At 72.3% G+C, this 19,121-nt stretch carries 14 protein-coding genes; 12 read left to right on the top strand and 2 right to left on the bottom strand.

Features of this window, described 5'->3' with window-relative positions:
• The first annotated feature begins 239 nt into the window (after nt 1–239).
• Both ABZ717_RS16190 and ABZ717_RS16195 read left to right on the top strand, forming a co-directional pair.
• Complete coding sequence (locus ABZ717_RS16190; RefSeq protein ID WP_358510593.1) at nt 240–680, top strand: DUF485 domain-containing protein; 441 nt, start codon at nt 240–242, stop codon at nt 678–680.
• The gene (locus ABZ717_RS16195; RefSeq protein WP_358510596.1) at nt 680–2,356 is read left to right on the top strand and encodes a cation acetate symporter; all 1,677 of its coding nucleotides are present in this window, start codon (nt 680–682) and stop codon (nt 2,354–2,356) included. The genes ABZ717_RS16190 and ABZ717_RS16195 overlap by 1 nt, the downstream gene beginning before the upstream one ends.
• Here the strand turns inward: ABZ717_RS16195 and ABZ717_RS16200 are convergent.
• The gene (locus ABZ717_RS16200; protein WP_358510599.1) at nt 2,328–3,269 is read right to left on the bottom strand and encodes a hypothetical protein; all 942 of its coding nucleotides are present in this window, start codon (nt 3,267–3,269) and stop codon (nt 2,328–2,330) included. The two genes, ABZ717_RS16195 and ABZ717_RS16200, sit on opposite strands and share 29 nt — an antisense overlap.
• 137 nt (nt 3,270–3,406) lie before the next feature.
• Between ABZ717_RS16200 and cas6 the strand changes: the two genes are divergently transcribed.
• The 7 genes from cas6 to ABZ717_RS16235 all read left to right on the top strand — a co-directional run bounded on the left by cas6 (nt 3,407) and on the right by ABZ717_RS16235 (nt 13,535).
• Nucleotides 3,407–4,357 carry a CRISPR system precrRNA processing endoribonuclease RAMP protein Cas6 gene (gene cas6 / locus ABZ717_RS16205; RefSeq protein WP_358510602.1) on the top strand — a complete coding sequence of 317 codons (951 nt, stop codon included), beginning with the start codon at nt 3,407–3,409 and terminating at the stop codon, nt 4,355–4,357.
• A 528-nt stretch (nt 4,358–4,885) separates the two neighbouring features.
• Nucleotides 4,886–6,610 (top strand): hypothetical protein, encoded by a 1,725-nt coding sequence (locus tag ABZ717_RS16210; protein ID WP_358510604.1) that lies wholly within the window; start codon nt 4,886–4,888, stop codon nt 6,608–6,610.
• Nucleotides 6,607–7,281, top strand: coding sequence for a hypothetical protein (locus ABZ717_RS16215; RefSeq protein ID WP_358510607.1), 675 nt, complete (start codon nt 6,607–6,609; stop codon nt 7,279–7,281). The genes ABZ717_RS16210 and ABZ717_RS16215 overlap by 4 nt, the downstream gene beginning before the upstream one ends.
• Nucleotides 7,278–9,065 (top strand): type III-B CRISPR module-associated Cmr3 family protein, encoded by a 1,788-nt coding sequence (locus ABZ717_RS16220; protein ID WP_358510610.1) that lies wholly within the window; start codon nt 7,278–7,280, stop codon nt 9,063–9,065. Before ABZ717_RS16215 ends, ABZ717_RS16220 begins: the two co-directional genes overlap by 4 nt.
• Nucleotides 9,062–10,639, top strand: coding sequence for an RAMP superfamily CRISPR-associated protein (locus tag ABZ717_RS16225; RefSeq protein WP_358510613.1), 1,578 nt, complete (start codon nt 9,062–9,064; stop codon nt 10,637–10,639). Before ABZ717_RS16220 ends, ABZ717_RS16225 begins: the two co-directional genes overlap by 4 nt.
• Nucleotides 10,636–11,349 carry a hypothetical protein gene (locus ABZ717_RS16230; protein WP_358510616.1) on the top strand — a complete coding sequence of 238 codons (714 nt, stop codon included), beginning with the start codon at nt 10,636–10,638 and terminating at the stop codon, nt 11,347–11,349. The genes ABZ717_RS16225 and ABZ717_RS16230 overlap by 4 nt, the downstream gene beginning before the upstream one ends.
• Nucleotides 11,349–13,535, top strand: coding sequence for a TIGR03986 family CRISPR-associated RAMP protein (locus ABZ717_RS16235; RefSeq protein ID WP_358510619.1), 2,187 nt, complete (start codon nt 11,349–11,351; stop codon nt 13,533–13,535). Before ABZ717_RS16230 ends, ABZ717_RS16235 begins: the two co-directional genes overlap by 1 nt.
• Before the next feature lie 9 nt (nt 13,536–13,544).
• Here the strand turns inward: ABZ717_RS16235 and ABZ717_RS16240 are convergent, their stop codons facing one another.
• Complete coding sequence (locus ABZ717_RS16240; RefSeq protein WP_358510622.1) at nt 13,545–14,702, bottom strand: hypothetical protein; 1,158 nt, start codon at nt 14,700–14,702, stop codon at nt 13,545–13,547.
• A gap of 328 nt (nt 14,703–15,030) precedes the next feature.
• Between ABZ717_RS16240 and ABZ717_RS16245 the strand changes: the two genes are divergently transcribed.
• From ABZ717_RS16245 to ABZ717_RS16255, 3 genes are read left to right on the top strand one after another with little or no spacing between them, the layout of a single operon-like run.
• Nucleotides 15,031–15,396: a hypothetical protein gene (locus ABZ717_RS16245; RefSeq protein WP_358510625.1), complete on the top strand. Its 366-nt coding sequence runs from the start codon at nt 15,031–15,033 to the stop codon at nt 15,394–15,396.
• Between the two features lie 18 nt (nt 15,397–15,414).
• Nucleotides 15,415–17,502, top strand: coding sequence for a CRISPR-associated protein (locus ABZ717_RS16250; protein WP_358510628.1), 2,088 nt, complete (start codon nt 15,415–15,417; stop codon nt 17,500–17,502).
• 39 nt (nt 17,503–17,541) lie between these two features.
• Entirely contained in the window at nt 17,542–19,059 is a 1,518-nt protein-coding gene (locus ABZ717_RS16255) for an alpha/beta hydrolase (protein WP_358510631.1), read from the top strand.
• Nucleotides 19,060–19,121 lie beyond the last annotated feature (62 nt).

Genomic DNA, 19,121 nt, shown 5'->3' on the forward strand with positions numbered 1-19,121 from the left:
TGACCTGCTTCTCCCCGTGGTGCCCTCCGGGCCGTGATCAGCCTCGCGCCATTCGTGTCAACCGATTTGTGCATTTGGGGAACACGGCGGTCCACCGCTCGTTAGGGTGATGCCCGATCGGAACGGTGTACGGCGAATCGCGCGGATCTACGCAGCGGCGGCCGAACCGTTCCAGAAGGGGACACGCCGTGGGGGAACGGCGCCCGAAAAACCGCGCAGAGATCGTTGGGGGACGAGTCGTGGTCGAGTACATGGAAGGCACGTCCAGAGGGCGTGCGGAGTCCGATGGCGGGGGTGACCGGCCCGGGGGCAGGTCCGCGAGGGCCCGCGCCCGAGCCGAGGCCGACGCGGCGCACACCTGTGAACGCGTCTCCGTCGATCCGCGTTTCGTGAAACTACGGCGACGATTCGCCCTGCAATTCACACTCCTGGTGACCACCTTCCTCGGTGGTTACATGGCCTATCTGTTCCTTTCGGCCTACGCGCGCGATTTCATGCGCGTGCAGATCTTCGATTCGATCAATGTCGCCCTTCTCCTGGGAATCGGACAGTTCTTGCTCACCTTCGTCCTGGCCTGGGCGTTCAGCCGAATCTCCGCCCGCGCGATCGACCCGCTGGCCGAGGAGATCCGCGACCGCGCACGGGATGAGGACCGGATCGACGGACGGGTGATGGACTGATGGGCCCACTCGACCTCGCCCACGCCTGGACCATCGGCCTGTGCGCCGTGTTCGTCCTCACCACCCTGGCCATCACCATTCGGGCCCGCAGCACCACCAAGGGCGCCGTCGACTTCTACGCCGGCGGTCGCGGCTTCTCCAGCACCCAGAACGGACTCGCCCTCACCGGCGACTACCTGTCGGCGGCGTCCTTCCTGGGCATCGCCGGGATGATCTCGTTGCAGGGCTACGACGGCTTCCTGTACTCCATCGGCTTCCTGGTCGCCTGGCTGCTGGTCCTGCCCATGGCCCAGCTGATGCGCAACACCGGGCGCTTCACCATGGCCGACCTGCCCGCCTTCCGCATGCGCAGGATGCGCGTTCGCCTGGCCTGCACCATCTCCACCGTCACGGTGTGCGTGTTCTACCTGGTGGCCCAGATGGTCGGCGCCGGAGCCCTGGTCGCGGTCCTGCTCGGTTTGCACGACGGCGGAACCTTCCTCGGGATGAGCGCCGGCCAGACCCGCACAGGCGCGATCGTCCTGGTGGGCGTGCTGATGATCATCTACGTCATGTACGGCGGAATGAAGGCCGCCACCTGGTTGCAGATCATCAAGGCGGTCGTGTTGCTGACGGCCACCGGCCTGCTCACCGTCATGGTGCTGGCCGTGTTCTCCTTCGACCCGCGCGCCCTGCTCTCCGGCGCGGCCGACGCCAGCGGTCACGGGCAGGCCTTCCTCGAACCCGGGCTCGGCTTCGGGGTGGAGGTGCCCGGTGAGTCCGCGCGGACCTTCTTCAACAAGATCGACCTGATCAGCCTGGGGTTGGCCCTGGTCCTGGGCACCGTCGCGCTGCCGCACATCCTCATCCGCTTCTACACGGTGCCCGACGGCCGCTCGGCGCGCGCCTCGGTCAACCGCACCATCGTGATGGTCGGCGTGTTCTACCTGATGACCCTGGCCTTGGGGTTCGGCGCCGCCGCCCTGGTGGGTTCGGAACGCATCATGGCCCTGGACCCCTCGGGCAACTCCGCGGTGCCGATGCTCGCCGAGGAACTGGGCCGGCTCACCGCCGGTCCGGTGGGCGCGGCCGTGCTGCTCGCGCTCATCTCCGCGGTCGCCCTGGCCACCATCCTCGCGGTCATCGCCAGCCTCACCCTGGCCTCCTCGTCCTCCATCGCGCACGACCTGTTCGGCCACATCCTCATGTGGGGGCGACCGCGCGAGTCCCAGGAGGTGAGCGTGGCCCGCTTCTCGGCCTGTCTGATCGGTGCGCTGTCCATAGCCCTGGCCGTTCAGGCCCAGGAACAGAACGTCGCGTTCCTCGTGGGGTTGGCCTTCGCGATCGCCGCCGCGGCCAACCTGCCCGTCATCGTCCTGACCATGTTCTGGCGCCGCTTCAACACCAATGGCGTGGAGTGGGGCATCTACGGCGGGCTGTCGGCCACCCTGCTGCTGATGCTGTTCTCCCCGGTGATGTCGGGCAAGACCGACCCGGTCACCGGTGAGAACCTGTCGATGCTGCCGGCCTGGATCGACATCCAGTACTTCCCCCTGGAGAACCCGGCGCTGGTCGCAGTTCCCATCGGGTTCGCCTGCGCCGTCATCGGCAGCCTGCTCTCCTCCGAACGCAACAGCGCCCGCTTCACCGAACTGCGGGTGCGCTCCCTCACCGGGTGGGGCGCCGAACGTGACTGACGGCCATCGCCTCGGCGACCTCGTCCAACAGCCCCGGTAGGGCGGGCAGGCCCCGGGCCGTGTCCGCCCAGGACCGTTCCACCTCGGCCACCCACCGCTCCACCGACATCTCCTCGGAGCGGCGCATCGACCGCAGCATCGCCCAGGCCGCGACCGCCACCAGCGGTCGGGCCGGGCCGCGGCCGCGCACATCCAGGGAACCGGCCACCGACCATCGCCCGTCCGGGGCGGGGGAGGGCAGCGCCTCACCGACGGCGCGCACGAACGGATGGCCGACCTCGAACCGGACGGGGGCCGCCGCCCCCTCGACGCCCGAAAGCGCCGCGTACCAGCCGGGCAGGTCGACGTGGACGTCCACTTCCACCCGGAGCAGGGAGGAGTTCTCGCCGACCATGCTCATCGGCGCGGGGAACCTCATCCGGGCGTGGACGGACAGGGCTTGGGCGGCCCGGTCGTGCACCACGGTGCCGCTCGTCACCGAGTCCTCGAAACCGGTGACCGCGGGGTCCTCGCGCATGGCGAAGTCGACCGCGCACCGGCCCTCCGGGTCCCAGGAGGTGATGGTCAGGTCGGTGCCCATCCACCCCTCGACCTCCTCGGAGAAGTCCGGCTCGCCCCTCTCGTCCAGGACACTGAGCAGGTAGTGGGCGCCGGGGACCAGGTGCTCGCCGGAGAGCAGCCGTAGCGAGTGCTCCATGTCCGGCGCGGCATCGGTGTCCTCGTTCCTGTGGACCACCCCGAGTTCCTCGGCGCGCCGCTCCAGTCGCTCCCGTTCGGCTTCGTCGGGGACCAACAGGTGCCCTTCGGCGTCGAACCGGGCCTCGCGCAACACCCGATGCGCCCCGGCGATCGAACCGGCGACGTCCTCGCGCCTCAACGCGTCCAGGTCCAGGGTGTGGCCCAGGCGTGGCATGTCCCCTCCGCTTCGGCTGGTGGATCGGTACGGGCCCGCTCATTGTGGTCTGCCGAGGTGATGGTCGACAAGTGGGCCGGGCACTGTCCGAGAGGAGTTCCCGGTGAGCCGAGCACATGAGGAAAGGGGTGGGGGCGGTGCCCAGACGGTGGACCGTGATCCTCAAGGACCGAGCCGACGCGGCGCGTCCGATCCGTCCGGAGGACTGCCACGGGTTGCTCAACCACTGGTGGCCCCAGTCCGACCGTGAACACACCGTGGCCAAGCGTTGGGCGATGAACGGTTGGCCCCTGCCCTTGGGGAACCGTCTGCACCACTGGACCCTCACCTGGTTGGACGACGAGGATCCCGCGCCCCTGGACCCGGCCGAACTGGTCGGTGTCCCCCAACGCATCGGCGACCACCTGCTGGAGCCGCTGTCGGTCACCCGCACCTTCGACCGCACCTACGCCGAGATGCTCACCGAGGGATACGGTCGCTTCCCGGCCCGTGCGGCCGAGATCCGCGCCATGACGCCCGTGGTGACCACCACCCGCGACACCACCGGCGAACGCGTCCCGCACATCTGGCCCAATCCCCGGCGGCTCTTCGGCGCGGTCCACCGTTCCGGCGGTGGGATCGTCGGCGGCAGCGGCGCGGTGGGCGCGGTGGCCCGCTTCGCCCCATCCGCCCTGGCCGCTCCCTGGCTGGAACGCGCCCTGCTCGACCTGTCACAGTTGCGCCGCTCCCCGCTGCCCGGGGAGGAGGTGCGCCTGACCGAGCACCACCACGCCGAGAAGCGCAACGTGCTGGGTTGGCTGGGCGGGCTGCGCCTGGACTCCGCGGCCGGCGCACGTCGTTCCGTCGACACCTTGGCCACCCTGTTGGAACTGATCGAACTCACCGGGGTCGGCAAGTACACCGCCCAGGGGTTCGGCGCCATCCGGGTCGACGGCGTCACCGGCGGCCGCCCCGCCGTGGAGGTCCCGGCCCCTCGGGACGGCCACGGCACGCACCCGGTCCGTCGTGCCCGGCCGCGTCACGTGGGAGGCACCCGAGCCCACGCGGTGGCCGAAGCCGAGGAGTTCGGCGGCGCCCTGTTCGATTGACCCCCGAACCGCCGGTTCCCGCCCGAGGACGGAGGGCGGGGGCCGGTGCCCAGTGGTCGGCTCCCACCCGGTGGACGGGGTGGGAGCCGACCCTTTCGCACCCCTCAAGTCCGCCGTGTGTGTGGGGCCGGAGCGTGCTCGGCCCCTTGTGCCCGCAGGGTGCGGGCCAGATCGCGCAAGTGCGGAACCAGGTTCTGCGGGGTCAGGAGGGGACCGGAGAGCTTGGTCGCGGAGGGACGTTCCCGTTCGGACAGTCCGAGTGGTTCGTGTGGGTGCGGGCTCGGCATCGGCGGCCTTTCTCGAAGGTGGGGAGGTGCATGTGCGCCGGGCGGAGACGGTGGGGCATCGACGCGTCCTCCAAGGACGTCTCTCGGACAGTGCGTCGATCACCGGTGACCGGATGGGGCCGGCGGGGTGACGCCGCGGTGTGACTCCTGGTATCCGTGGTGAGGTCGGCGTCGCCGTCCGAGAGGAATCCCCGAAGGACGCGTCGACGTCGTGACATCCACGTATAAGGAGTCCGCCACGGTGCCCCCTGCCCCCGCCCACCGCGAGCCACCGGCCGATCCCCCCGCCCGCGGGGTCCTGGTCGGTGTGGACCTGCGGGGCATTCAGGCCTACGTCTACAGCGGGCGCCGGATCCTGGACGCGGTCGGGCGGGCCGCGCTGGTCGCCGAACTCACCGACACCTCCGACGCCCGTCACGGGGTGGCCGACCTGGTACCCGAGGATTGCCTGACCCTGCGCGACGCCGGGGGCGCCCTCACCGTGGTGCTGCCGGACGTGGACACCGCCCGTACCTTCACCTCCCGCTACACGAGAAGGCTCCGTGACCGCGCCGGGGAGCTCACCCCGGTCGTGGCGTTCGTGCCCTACGGGCCGGGGACGCCCGAGCCCGACCTGGACTCCGCCCTGGCCGCGCTGCCGGTACGCCTGCGCCTGGCCCGCCGCCACATGTCGGCTCTGCACGCCCCCGCGCACGGGTACGGGATCACCGCGGTGTGCTCGGTGAGCGGGGCCCCGGCGGAGTCGGTGGACAGCAGCCGTTCGGACCACACCCGGGCGCACGAACGGGTGTCCGCCGACGTGGCCAGGGCTCGCGGCATCGGTCGCCGTTGGCACCGGGCGCACGGCGACGCCTGGCTGGCGGACGCGGTCACCGCCACCGGCTCCCCGGAGTTGGCGCTGCCCATGGAGGTGGACCGGCTCGGCCGCGACCACGGAGGGGTGAGCCGGGTCGCCGTGATGCACCTGGACGTCAACGGGCTGGGCGCGATCCTGGGCGAGTACCGGGAACTGGTGGGCGACCCCGATCGGCCCGGATCCGGTGCCCTCGCCCAGCGGGGGTTGTCCACCCGCATCGCGGGGCTCACCAAGGGGTTGGCCCGGGCGATGGTGCGGGCGGTGACCGCGATGGTCCACGCCGCCCCGGGGGAGGCGCCGCACGTTCCGGGAACGGGGACGGGCGGTCCCATCACCCTCGACCACGAACCCGGGGGCCCGGTGCGGTTGCCGGTACGACCGATCGTGGTCGCCGGCGACGACCTCACGGTCCTGTGCGACGCCCGCCTGGCCCTGGCCCTGGTGCGCTACGCCCTGGACTGGTTGGACACCGACCCCGAACTGATCCAGGACGCCGACGACCCGAGGGTGGCCCTGCACCGGGACCTGGCCGCCGCCTACGGCACCGGTGGCCGTCGGGTGCCGGGCGGCGGGCACACCACCTTCGTGCCCACGATCGGTGTCGGTGTCGCGATGCAGCCGGTGGGCGCGCCCCTGTCCTTGGGCTATGACCTGTGCGAGGCGATGTGCCGGGTGGCCAAGGCGCATCGAGTGGCCCGCGCCGAACACGATCCAGTGGCCGCGGAGGACCACACCGTCGCCTGGACGACCCGCTTCGACGGGGTCGAACGGGTCCTGCGCCGGATGGAGGCCGCACAGGAGGCCACCCCGCCGCGCACCGCCCGGCCGATGAGCGGCGCCGACTTCACCCGCTTCCTCGATCGTTACCTCGGCGGAGGCGACGGCGATGGCGGCCCGCTCGTGGACGGCGACACCCGCGGACGCGGCTGGCTGGTGTCCTCCCTGGTCCCCCTGTTGGAGTCGGGGGTCGATCCCGCCCCCGAACTGGCCCGTCGGGCCCGAGTGACCGGAAGTCCCGTCGTCCTGCCCCGGGGATGGAGCACCGGTGAGCTGTTGGACGCCGTCGACGTGATGGACCTGTACCTGGAGCCGGAGGGTGGGCGCTTGTGAGCACACCGGATCGGATCGTGGTGCGGCTGGTCTCCCCGGCCCTGTTCGTCGGTGCCAGCGCCGACGGCACGGGTGCCGACACCGATGTGGTCACCGACGGGCACGGCCTGCCGCACCTGCCTCGACACCGGTTGGCGGCGCGGCTTCGGCAAGGGGCGCTGGACGCGCTCACCGTCGCCCCCGAGTTGGATGAGGTGGTGGACCGGGTCTTCGGCAAGGGGCGCTCGAACGGTCGGGATCGAATCCTGAGAGTGGGCCACGCGGTCACCGGCGACCCCGTGCGCGCAGCGGTCGCCCACGCCCTGGCGGGCCGCGCCGAACCCTTGCGCTCCACCCTGCGGCGCGCCGTCACCGGTGCCTACACCACCCTGGAGTCGGGGGTGGAGATCGGCCCCGACGGCGCCCCCGAGGCGGGGCGGCTGCGCACCAACCGGGTCCTGCTCCCGGGACTGACCCTGGTCTCCGCCCTGACCTGGTCCATGCCCGCGGGAACGGACGAGTGGCGCTGTTTGGCCATGGCGTGCCTGGCCACCGACCAGATCGGACTCAAGGCCACCCGGGGGCGCGGCCGGGTCGACGTGCGACTGTCCACGCCGGGCGACCCCGATCCGCACGCCACCACCCTGCGGCTGGCCGGGGCGCCGGGCCGTGGAGAGGGGCCTGGGCCATGAGCCACACGGTCGTGGCCTACCTGCCGCTGCGGTACGTCCTCACCGACTCGGTCACCGTGCGCACCTCCTTCGACCCGTTGCGCACCGACCCGGTGCTGAGCGGGCGGGCCCAACGGGGCATGCTCGCCGCCGCGCTGGCCCGCGCCGGTCTGCACGAGGAACTCACCGCGTGGGTGGCGCGCGGCGAACACGTGCACTTCTCGCCCGCCCACCCGCGACTCGAACAGCACGCGCGTCCCGGGGTGCAGGTGGTCGCCCACCCGCCTCCCGCGTACCTGTACACCCCGGGCAAGGACGGCGACACCCTGGTGGACTCCTTCGCCGGGGGCACCGACGACCCGAGCCTGCCCTACAAGACCGTGCGCGACCCCCTCACCCCGGACCGGTCGCTGCGCGCGACCGTACGCACCACCGCCGAGCGCTACCTGGGTCGACCACGGACCGCGGAGACCGGACCGGGGCGGCCGTTCTTCACCACGAGCCTGGACCCCGGCCAGGTCTTCGAGGCCAGGTGGCGGCTGAGCGGGCCCGACCACGCGTTCCTACGCGCGCTGGCCGAACGGATCCTGCGGGTACTGGAGTCGGCTCGCGGAGCGCTCACCCTGGGCGCGGGGGGCACCCGCGCGCACGGCGGGGTGGAGGTGGGACCGGTGGACCCCGAGCGCCCCCTGTCCCCGGACCGGGTGGCGTGGCCCCGAGCGGATCGCTCCAGGGACGCCGGGCAGGAGGTCGACCTGCTGTTGCTCTCGCCCGCGATGGTGGTGGGCGCCCAAGGGCAGCACCGCCCGCACGCCTTGGTACCGGCCGTGCGCGAACTCTGGGAGCGGCGTCTGCCGGGTCTTCGGCCCGAGGTGGTGGCCGCGCACGTCGAACCCGTGCTCGTGGGCGCCTACCACCGCGGCTACCGGGGGCCGATGACCGAGCGCCGGGCGGCCGCCGCGGGTTCGGTGGTGCGACTGCGACCGATCACGGAACTGAGCACCGCCCAGGTCCGCGACCTGGAGGCGCACCCGCTGGGAGAACGGGCGGTGGACGGGTACGGCCAGTTCGTTCTCCTGGACCCTCCGCGCGCCCCCGAACCGCTCGTGCCGCCCTCGACACCGATACCCGCCCGCCGACCGGGGACCGTGACCCTGACCGACGGCAGGGCCCTGCCCGAACCCGGAGTGCCGGACCCGGCGGCCGACCCGCAACTGGCCGTCCTGTACGACGCGTTGCTGTGGAACGCCGCCGCGCAGCCGGTCCGCGACCACGCCCGCGATCTGGCCCGCGCCTCCGCGGCCACCCTCGCCCCGCTCACCCCCAGCCTGCTGGGTCGGCTGCGCGAAGTGGTCGCCCACCCGCACCGCACCCCCGACGAGGCGCTGACCGTCCTGCACACCACCCTGACCGGGGATCCCGGGCAGGGGGCGCACAAGGTACTGCGCGAACGTGCGGTGCGCGCCCTGGAAAGGGCCCGCCTGAGGGGCTCGGGTCGGGGTGGACGGATCACCGTCCACCGTTGGCTGAGCGAGCTGGCCGCAGGTGAGAGAGCCGTGTCGTGGTGGCGGTCCCACCGCCCCGGCGACGCGCCGGACTCGGCCTACCCCCGCGCGCTGGCCGCCGTGGACCTGGCTCGCCCCGACGGCCTGCCCGACCTGGCGCGGGACAGTGGGCTCTCACCCCGGGCCGAGGCCTGGGAACGCCAGGCCGCGCCGCGGCTCTGCCTGCTGCTGGTCTCCTCCTGGATGGCGGAGGCGGCACGGGTGCTGCGCACGGCCCCGGACGGAGGTGGGACACGGTGAACCGTCTGGTGTGGGAGTTCACCACCCGCCTGCTCCTGCTCGGTGACGCCCACGTGGGCGCGGCCCGGGCCACCCCCCGGCACGCCGCCGAGAGCGACGTGGACCTGCCCCTGGACCGCGCCCCGTACAGCGGCCTGCCTCGGCTGCGCGCCACCACTCTGGCCGGACTGCTCCGTCACGAGCTGCTGGCCCGAACCGATCGGACGGCCGTGACCTCGCTGTTCGGCATCGACGACGGTAGCTCGGGCTTCGGGGCGGGAGAGGCGGCCCCCGTGCCCAGTGCCCTGGACCTCGACGACGCCCACGCCGTCCTGCCCGACGACACCTCCGTGTCCGTACGGGTGGGCACCCGTGTCGACCCGACCACCGGCACCGTGCACCCGGGGCGCATGTGGCAGTGGGAGGTCCTGCCCGCGGGCACCGAGTTCACCTGCCACCTGCGCCTGTGGGTTCCCGATCCCGCCGTCGAAGCGCGCCTGCTCACCCTGTTGGTCCTGGCCACCCGGGGTCTGAGGGGGGAGGGGCCCGGTATCCGGATCGGTGGCCGCACCGGGCGCGGGTACGGCCCGGTCCGCGCCACCCACTGGGCGGCCCGCAGGCACGACCTCACCGACCCGGGCGGGTGGTTCGACTTCCACGCGCGCACGTGGGACGAACGGGCGGGCCAAGGCGCCGAGGCCCTCACCGACCCCCCGCGCGATCTGCCCGAACTCCTCGACACCAGGCTGCGCGAGAACGGCCGCGAGGCGGTCGCGGCGCACGTGGGCGCCCGATCGGCCCGTCCCGACCCGCGACACAGGGCCGAACTGCGTCTGGAACTGCGCGTGGCCGAACGCACCGACCCCCTCGCACCCGGACCGTTGCGCCCGGGGCTGCTCATGATCGGTGACGTGCCCGAGGCAGAGCGGCTCGCCGAGGTCGACCGCGCCCACCGGTGGCGGCCCACGGTCACCGACGAGGGGAAGGTGCACCGGGCGCCGGTGCTCGGCGACACGGCCTTGTTCGCCCTGTTCAAACGGATCGGCGGTCGCCTGGCCCGGGACGCCGCCGAACACCTGGGCGCGCCGGCGGACCGGTGGCGACAATGGCACGGTCACTGGTGGGGTGCCGACCCCACCGAACAGGGCGCGCCCCGGCCCTCCCGGATCCGTCTGCGCGCCACCCCCACCCTCATCGGTGGGGCGCCGCTGACCACCACGCGCATGACGGTGGACTCGCTGTTCGGCGACGCCGTGGACGGCCGTCTGTTCACCACCGACGTGCACTGTGGCGGCAGGGCCGAGGTCGTCCTGGACGTGTCCGAACCCGACGATTCCGTGCTCGGACTGCTCGCCCTGGTGGTCCGGGAACTGTCCACCGTCCCCCTCGACACCCTGGGCGCGGGAGCGGGCGGGGGCAACGGCCGGCTCACCGTCACCCACGCCCACCTGGTCACCCACGGCCGGTCGAGGGAAGGGCCGGACACCGTGGACCTGATGGCGGCGCTCGACGAACCCGAAGGCCCCGAGGGCGAGATCGTCCGCGGCCGGCTGCGCGCCCTGCACACCCGACTCGGCGAGGAGGGATCCCCGTGAACGTCCATGCCCACGAACCACCCGACCCGGTCGGGGTCGACGTCGAACGACTCGGCCCCGAACGGATCGACGCCGTCCTGGTCGACGTGTTCGACCACGGTGTGCGCTGTCGCGAGCTGGATCGGGCCCTGGACGGTTCCCCACCGGGCCCCCAATGGCTCCTGGCCGAGTTCGGCGACGGGCGGGTCACCGGTGCCTGCCCCCGGGAGCGCTGGCGGCGCTCCGACGGTGACGCCGCCGACCGATGGCGGATCCTGGAGGTCCTGGTCTTCACCGCGCACGCCCAGATCCGCCTGGGCGAGGGCGCCCGGTCCGGATGGATCGCCAGGGACGCGGTCGGGGACCTCCCCGAGTGGCTGCGCCCCCGTGATCGTTCCTTCCTGCTCCAGGGGTGGGTCGGCGCCGAACACCGGAGCGTCCTGGAGGGGGAGGTACCGATGACGGTCACCCGAGAACCCTCGGGCACCGAAGCGGTCCTGCCCGTGCCCTGGACCGACTTCTCCGGCCGACTGCGCCCCTTGTCGGAGCCGGGCCGTAGCGCCCTGGAGAGCACCGGGACCTGGTTGACCGTCCGCGAGTACTGGGCCGCCGACCCCGCCACCGGGGCGGTGGGGGTGGCCTTCCACCGGCTCACCGGGATGTGCGCCGGGACCAAACCCACCGGTCCCGAGTTCGAGGTGGGCACCGGGGACCGGGTCGAGGAACTCTGATGGTGGATCCCCGAGACCTCGCGTCCCGGCTGGCCAAGGGCGGACAAGAGCCGGGGCACCGGGCCACGGCGCCCTACGGGCTGGTCCGTCTGGCCGACGAACCGGTACCCGCCACGACCCTGCACCTCGGTCTCGACACCGACGTGCTCCTGCGGTCGCACGACCGCACCGTCCCGGGCACGCACACCGGCTGGATCGACCTGACACTGACCACGCTGACCCCCACGTTCGTCGGACAGACCCGGCGCGGCGGCGGGGTGGCCCGCTCGCTCCGACTCCCCTTTGGTGAGCGCGCGCTGCCGACCGTGCCCGGCACGACCCTGCGCGGCCTGGTCCGCAACATCGTGCGCATGCTCACCGGCGGCGAGACCGGCCCGGTCAACACCCCCATGTTGTTCTTCCGCGCCCCGGTACGCATCGACCCCGACAACACCGACAGTTCGCTGTCCACCCGGGCCCGCCACGTGATGGCCCGCCAACACGCCCACTACCGAGAACGCCGCGCCGGGCTGCGCACCGCCCAAGGGTTCATGTACCGATCGCCGGAGGACGAACGCTGGTACGTCGTGGAGCTTCCGGCGACCGCGCCGGAACCCTCGGGCGGGCGGGCCCTCAAGATGTCCTTCGACGTGTTGCGCGAGAGCCTGGCCACCTGGGACTTCGAGGTGGAGAAGTTCCCCGACCCGCCACGCGGCGCGGGCTATGTGCCCACCGCCCACGAACAGCACGGCCGGTTGCAGTATCGCTGGGTGCACGCGGTCCACCATGGGCGGAGCGTGGTCGCCGTGGCCCCCACCGATAGGGCCGCCCGCGCCCACCCGGCGGCGGGTGCGGCCGGGGGCGGGGTGATCCGTGCGCTGCTGGTACTGACCGGCGCGGCGGCGGGGGAACGGCGCAACGCCTACCTCTTCCCCCGTCCACCGGACCTGCGCGGGGGCCGCCACCCCGTCCCGGAACCCCTGGTGGACCTGTTCGAGTCGGCCGAGCAGATCACCGGCTACCAACGGGCCGCCTTCCCCGACACCCTCTCCGCGGGCGGTGGAGACCCGGCCCGGCCACCGGTGGCGGGGACCCCGGGCGGTGGGTTGCCCCGGCAGAGCCTGGAACCGGTGTGGTTCGACGTGGACGCGTCCGGTCGGGTGGTCTCCTTCGGGCGTTCGGGCGGCTACCGCATCGCCGTGGGCGACGAGGACCCCGTACGCCGGGCCGTCCCGGCGCCCGTGCTGGGCCCCCAACACGGCGAGCCCCGTCGTTCGGACCGGGCCGGGCGCACCGTGGACGTGTGCCGCGCGATGTTCGGCGACACCGACGTGTTCGCGGGGGAGTCCGGGGCGCTCAAGGGCCGGATCGAGTTCGGCAACGCCGTCGCCGAGGACACCGACGCGGACGCCGACCTGACCGCGCTTCGGGTGCGGCTGTTGTCCCCGCAACGGGGCTGCTTCGCCAACTACCTGGTGCAGGGCCCCGACGCCGCCTCGGGGGACCGGCCCGACGTCGTCACCTGGTCGCACGAGGGGGACGTGCGTCTGGGCGGATACAAGGTCTACCTGCATCGACACCGGTCCACCGGCGGTCCGCACCCCTACGACGAACGCGCCCAGGAGGAACTCGACGTGGAGGTGGTGCCCATCGATGGGACCGCTCCACCACCGCGCGAGACCCAACGCGACATCGTGCCGCTGCGCGAAGGACTGGTGCTGCGCTCCCGCGTCACCTTCACCAACCTCACCGACGCCGAACTCGGCGCGCTGATGCGGGCGCTGCTGCTGGACAACACGGTGGACGGCGGCGACCCGACCGACCCCGAGCACGCGCACAAGGTAGGGATGGGCAAGTCGTTGGGGATGGGCAGCGTCCACCTGCGCCCCGAGTTGTACCTGGTGGACCGGGGCGCCCGCGCCGCGGACCTGTCCCTGCGTCCCGACGCCGGGGTGGCGCGCGCCGACCACGAGCGGGTCCGGTCGTTCCTGGACGCCTTCTCCGTCGCCCTGGTCGGCCATCGGCTTCCCGGACCGGCCGAGGCCGAGCGTTGGCGCGAGGTGGACCAGGCCGTCGACGTGTGTCTGGCCACCCGCTGGCGGCATCGGCTGCCCCTGGAGGAGACCGCGGTCATGTCGCTGCGCCACTTCGCCGAGTACCCGGTCCTGCCGCCGTTGGTGGACCGGTTCCGGCCGAGGGAGACCTGACCGCTTCGCTCAGCCTGATCGGTCGCCGAAGACGATGGCCTCGGTCAGGGCGTCCAACAGGTCGGCTCGCAGGTCGGGGTCGTCGTGGGCCCGGCTCCAGCGCTCGGGGACCGCGGGGCCGGTCTTCAACAGTCGGCCGAGCAGGGCTTCGAGTGTGCCCTGTGGGTCGGCTCCGAAGGCCGCCCGATGGCCGTGGGCCTCGGCGGCCAGTTCCCGGCCCAACCAGAGCAGCCAGCGGCGTTCGTGGTCGGTCAGGACCTCCCGTCTCGGTACCTCCTCGTCGTCCGGCGCCGGTTCCGGGACCGGGTTGTAGGGGGCGCTGCGCGTGCGTCCCCGGGCCTGCTGAACCAGGGTGAAGTGGGTGGGCATGAGCGCGGCCATCCGGGACAGGACGTCGGTGAGTCGACGGGCCAGGTCCTCCCCGGTGATCTCGGGCAGGAGCCCGCGCAGGAGGAGACGGCGGCGCTGGTCGGGGGTGCGCGCGGGGTCGGCGTCCCGGCCCGAGGCGAGCTCGGTCATCTTGCGCAGCAGGTAGTCGCCGGTGGCGGTGGAGACCATGGGCGGTTCGCACACGGTGCCCAGCCGGCGCCCGTGCAGGTCGGCCACGGGTACGGCGCTGCCGTCCTCGGTGAAGGAGACGGATTCGCCGGGGGAGATCTCCTCGGGCAGGTCGGCGGCCGGGTTGCCCCACCCGGCGGTGAGCACCAGCATGGCCAGGGCCTCCTGCTCGACCACGTCGGTGGCGACCCGGGACACGTCGCGGCGCTGGGCCCAGCGCCGAGGGCGTTCGGAGAAGGCGCTGCGATCCTTGCCGTTGGGCGCGGGGCTCGGGTACACCCGGCGCAGGTTCTTGTAGGAACGGTCGCGGCGCACGTCGTCCAAGGCGTCGCGCAGCCGGTGCGCGGCGCCGCGGTCCACCCCCGTGACCGTGGGCAGGGCACGGGTCATGCGCATGGCGATCACCCCGTGCGGGTCGCCGCCGTGCTCGGGGCACGGGCAGTGCTCGACGCACAGGTCGATGTAGTCCCAGAACTGCTCGGTGTGGCCGGCGCAGCCCTGAGCGGTTCCGTCTGTGGAGCAGGGGCCGCACCCCAGCGCGCGGGTGAACACGCGAAGGAAGGTGGTCGACCCGTACAACTCCCAGGCGGAGCAGTGGTGCTTGCTCACGAACTCTTCTCCCCGGATCGGTCCGGGGCCGGGACGCTCCCCCAGCCCTTCCGGGGAAACGCGTGTGAGTCGAGAGCGAGCCGATGACACTCCTGCGTCAACGGGAGGTCATACAACAAAATAGGGCTTCTACGTGAGGAAAGTCAATTGTCGACCATCTTCTCTAAAGAGACGAATCATGTTCTTTTTATGAAATCGGTCAGGAGAAAACACCCGTCTCAGAAAGAACAGGCGGGAGTGGCGGAGCGCCCGCCCGCATGTGTCCGAGAGACTGCGGTGAAGACCTTGGAACAGGCACGTCGGCGAGAGGAAACGGGAGGTCCGACGTATGAGGGTGATCAACCTGACGCCGCACGAGGTACGAGTGATCGATGCGCAGGCGCGGGTGATCCGCACCTGGAAGAGTGCGCCGCGCCCCGCTAGGGTCGAGACCGACCGGGTACCACTACGTGAGATCGACGGGATCCCCCTCCTTTCCGAGGAACGCACCCGTGCCGCCAACCTCCCCGACCCCGAGGAAGGGGTCTGGTACATCGTCTCTTCCGTGGTCGGCTCCGCCCATCCCGAGCGCTGCGACCTCCTGGTCCCCTCCGACCTGGTGCGGGACAGCAAGGGGGTGGTGACCGCCTGCCGTTCCTTCGTCATCATGTCCGAATCCGCGAGGGGCGGGGAAGTGGTGGAAACGGTCGCCTGAGGAATGAGAAAGGACAACGTGGACGAACCCTCCGCAGCCGTCGTCCTCGTGGGACAGAACCCCACCCCCGCCCTGTTGGCCTCGCTGACCCTCCCCGTCGACCACCTGTTCCTGGTCTGCAGCGACGGCACGGTGTCCGTGGCGCGACGGGTCGCAGAGGCGGTGGAGCGACTGCGCGAGAAACGCGTCGTACGCGTCCTCAGCGTCGGCCCGGACCCGCATGATCCCGAAGCGGTCACCACCCTCCTGGAGCGGGTGCGCGAGGCGCTCGCCGGACGCCCCTGGCACCTGGACTACACCGGCGGAACCAAGGTCATGAGCGTGGCGGCGGCGCTGCACCACGAACGCTCCCTCCCCTCTCGGGCGCACCTGCTGCGCCACTACCTTGACCCCCACAGCGACCCGCCCGGACGGCTCGGGGTGGACCTGGCGACCCTGGCCGCGATCCACGGAGCCCGTTGGGAGGAACGCCGCGACCCCGCGCCGGTGCGCCGCTACCTCGCCGGCGGAGAGGGCGCGCTGCGTGAGGCCTATCCACGGCTGCCCGACGGCGAACTCAACGGCGTCATGGCGGAGGGACGTGTCCTGGCCCACCTGCGCCGACTCACCGGTGGCAGGCCCGACACCGAGGTCATGGGCGCCCGTCGGGTGGTCGACCCCTACCGGTCCGGTGGCTCCATCGCCGACTTCGACGCGCTGCTGCGTCACCGCCACCGGGTCCTGTGCGTGGAGGTCAAGAGCCGCGCCGAGGACGTGATCGCCCGGGCCGGCTGGACGGTCGCCAAGTCGCGTCGGGTGTTCGGTGGGGCCACCCAGGTCCTGTTCGTCTACACCGGCCCGGTCGTGGACGACCTGCGTGAACGCATCACCGCCTACAACCCGGCACTGTCCGCCCGAAACGTGCACGTGTGGCACGCCGACGCCCTCCTCGAACGGGTGACCTCCTTCGACGCCCTGTGCAAGGCCTTCCTGCCGGCCCTGGACAGTGGACGCGGAACGGTGCCGGCCACACCCCTACCCCTGGCCCCGGCCCCCGGGCCATCCGACCACCCGGGTCCGGAACAGGGCCCACTCCTGGTCACCCCGCTGGGCGGCAGCCGCCTGGGCGCCCTGACCGCGCTGCACGCCCACCGGCCCTCCCGCGCACTGGTGCTGCCCTCCAAACAGAGCCTGCGCGCCAACGTGCGCGAGGCCGCCGCCCGCACCCTGTACGCGGTCGAGAACCCCGGTCTGCCCGCCCCCGGCGCCGACACCCTGCGCGCCGAGGGATACCGCGACCGGGTGCGCCTGGCCGCCGATCCGGTGAACGGCTTCGACCCCGAGGCGGTCGCGGCGACGGTGGGGGAGTGGATCGCCCGTGAACGCGACGGGGAGCGCCCCGTGGTCGTGGACTTCACCACCGGGACCAAGGCGATGAGCCTGGGGCTGACCAAGGCCGCCCTCAACGGCGGAGCCTGCGCCACCTACCAACTGGCCCGCGACCGGTCCGTGGTGTGCCTGCGCCATGGCCGGCACGGACTGCGCGGCCGTGCCGGGCCGGACTGGTCGTTGGTGCTCAGCGGTTACGAACCCCTGGCGTCGGAGCTGACCGAGGTGGTCGAGGGACCGGCGCTCGACGAGGTCGAGGTGGAACTGCTGGACCTGGTCGCGCGCGGTCTCTCCAAAGCGGCCTCGGGTCCCTGCCGGGTCTGGTGGGATCCCTCCCTGGCCGACGGATCGGCCTTCCTCACCGCGCGGGAGCGGCCCTCCCTGGTGTTGGCCTTCGACGATCGGGCGGTGGGTCTGGCCGCCCCCGCCTGGCGCCGGCGCAGAACCCCGGATGGGCCGCGTCGCGAGGTGAGCCCCGGCGGGTGGGCGCAGAGCGTGTTCGCCGCGACCACGCACCTGAGCGTGCGCTGCGACGTGGCCGGGACCCTGCTGGCGCTGACCCGCCCCGGCCGTGACGTGACCCGGGCCGGTGAGCTGGTGGACTGGATCGCCGAGAGCACCTCCGAAGGTGTCGGTGACCAGGGGATCCGGTTCGGCGACCCTACTCGACCGTTGGTGGTGGAGGTCGACCCGTCGGCGCCGCCGGCGTTGTTGGAGACCGACGTCGGCCTACTTTGACCGGTGCGCCATGATGGCATCCGGGAAAAGAGGGTGAACGTGCGTATTACGGGTGGTGTGGCCCTCGGGGGCATCGCGATGTTGCTGGCGGCCGGGTGTGCCCCGGCGGAGCCGCAGGACGCGGCGACGGTGAGCGTCGACTGGCAGGCGTGTCCGGAGGAGCTGGAGCGGGAGGAAGGGCTGGAGTGCGGGACCCTCGACGTCCCGCTCGACCATGCCGACCCCGACGGGGACACGTTGGAATTGGCGTTGGCGCGTCGCCCGGCCGAGGGCCCGCCCGAGGAGAGGATCGGGTCCCTGGTGGTCAACCCCGGTGGGCCCGGCGAGTCCGGGGTGGACATGCTCGACTACCCGATGTTCGACGACGACGTCCGTACCGCGTTCGACCTGGTCTCCTTTGATCCGCGAGGGGTCGGTGACAGCGGCGGCTTCGCCTGCGGCGACTGGTTCGCGATCGATGACGCCCGCCGCGCGATCCAGGAGCCCACCCGGGTGACCGACGCCGAACTCACCGACCTGGAGGACGCCGCCCGCGCCTACGCCGACACCTGCGCCGAGGAGGTGGGGGAGGACCTCCTCGCCCACATCGGCACCCTCGACGTGGTGCACGACCTCGACCTGATCCGTCGGGCGCTGGGCGACGAACACCTGTCCTACGTCGGATTCTCCTACGGCACACACATCGGTGCCCTGTACGCGGACCTCTACCCCGACTCGACCCGGGCCATGGTCCTGGACGGTGCGGTGGAGACCGAACGGCCCAACGTGGAGATCGCCCTCGACCAGGCCGAGGGCTTCCGTGACACCTGGGAGTTGTTCGTGGCCGACTGCGTGGCCGGGGGCGAATGCCCCTTCACCGGGGTGGCCGAGTCCGAGGCCGAGATGGTCGACCTGGCCGACCGGCTCGACGCCGACCCGCCCAGCACCCACGGCATGACCGTGGACGGCCCCACCCTGCTGGCGATGGTCTCCCAGGAGTTGTACTACGAGGACGCCTGGTCGGAACTGGCGAGGACCCTGGCCGCCGTGGACGTCGATCCACACGGGGCGGGCGAGCGACTCGACGCCCTCTACGACGGCACCTTCGGTCTCTACGAGGACGAGGAAGGGGACGACGAGGGGGCCGGGGCGGCAGAGGCGGACGATGAGGCCGCGCTGACCGCGATCAACTGCGCCGACCGCGACGACCCCACCGACCCCGACGTCTATCGGAGGGCCGCCCAAGAGGTCGCCGAGCACGCCCCGCTCTTCGGCCCCGACCTGGTCTGGGAACAACTGCCCTGCGCCTACTGGGTGGACACCGAGGAGACCCCCACCGGGTTCACCGCCCCCGACGCCCCGCCGCTCCTCGTGGTCGGCACCCTCGGCGACCCCGCTACCCCCTACGCGTGGGCCGAGGAACTCACCGCGCAACTCGACACCGCGGTCCTGCTCACCTACGAGGGCGCCGGACACACCGTCTACGGCTACGGTGACCCGTGCGTGGACGGCGCCGTCGACGCCTACCTCTTGGCCGGGCAGGTGCCCGAGGACGGGCTGTCCTGCCCGGGCGGGTAAAACACCTCGGGACGCACTGTTGACCCCGGTCACGGCATGTTCACCGTGCGTGTCTATTGTTT

Origin of the sequence: Nocardiopsis sp. NPDC006832, from assembly GCF_040635885.1 — a bacterium.
Taxonomy (GTDB): Bacteria; Actinomycetota; Actinomycetes; order Streptosporangiales; family Streptosporangiaceae; genus Nocardiopsis.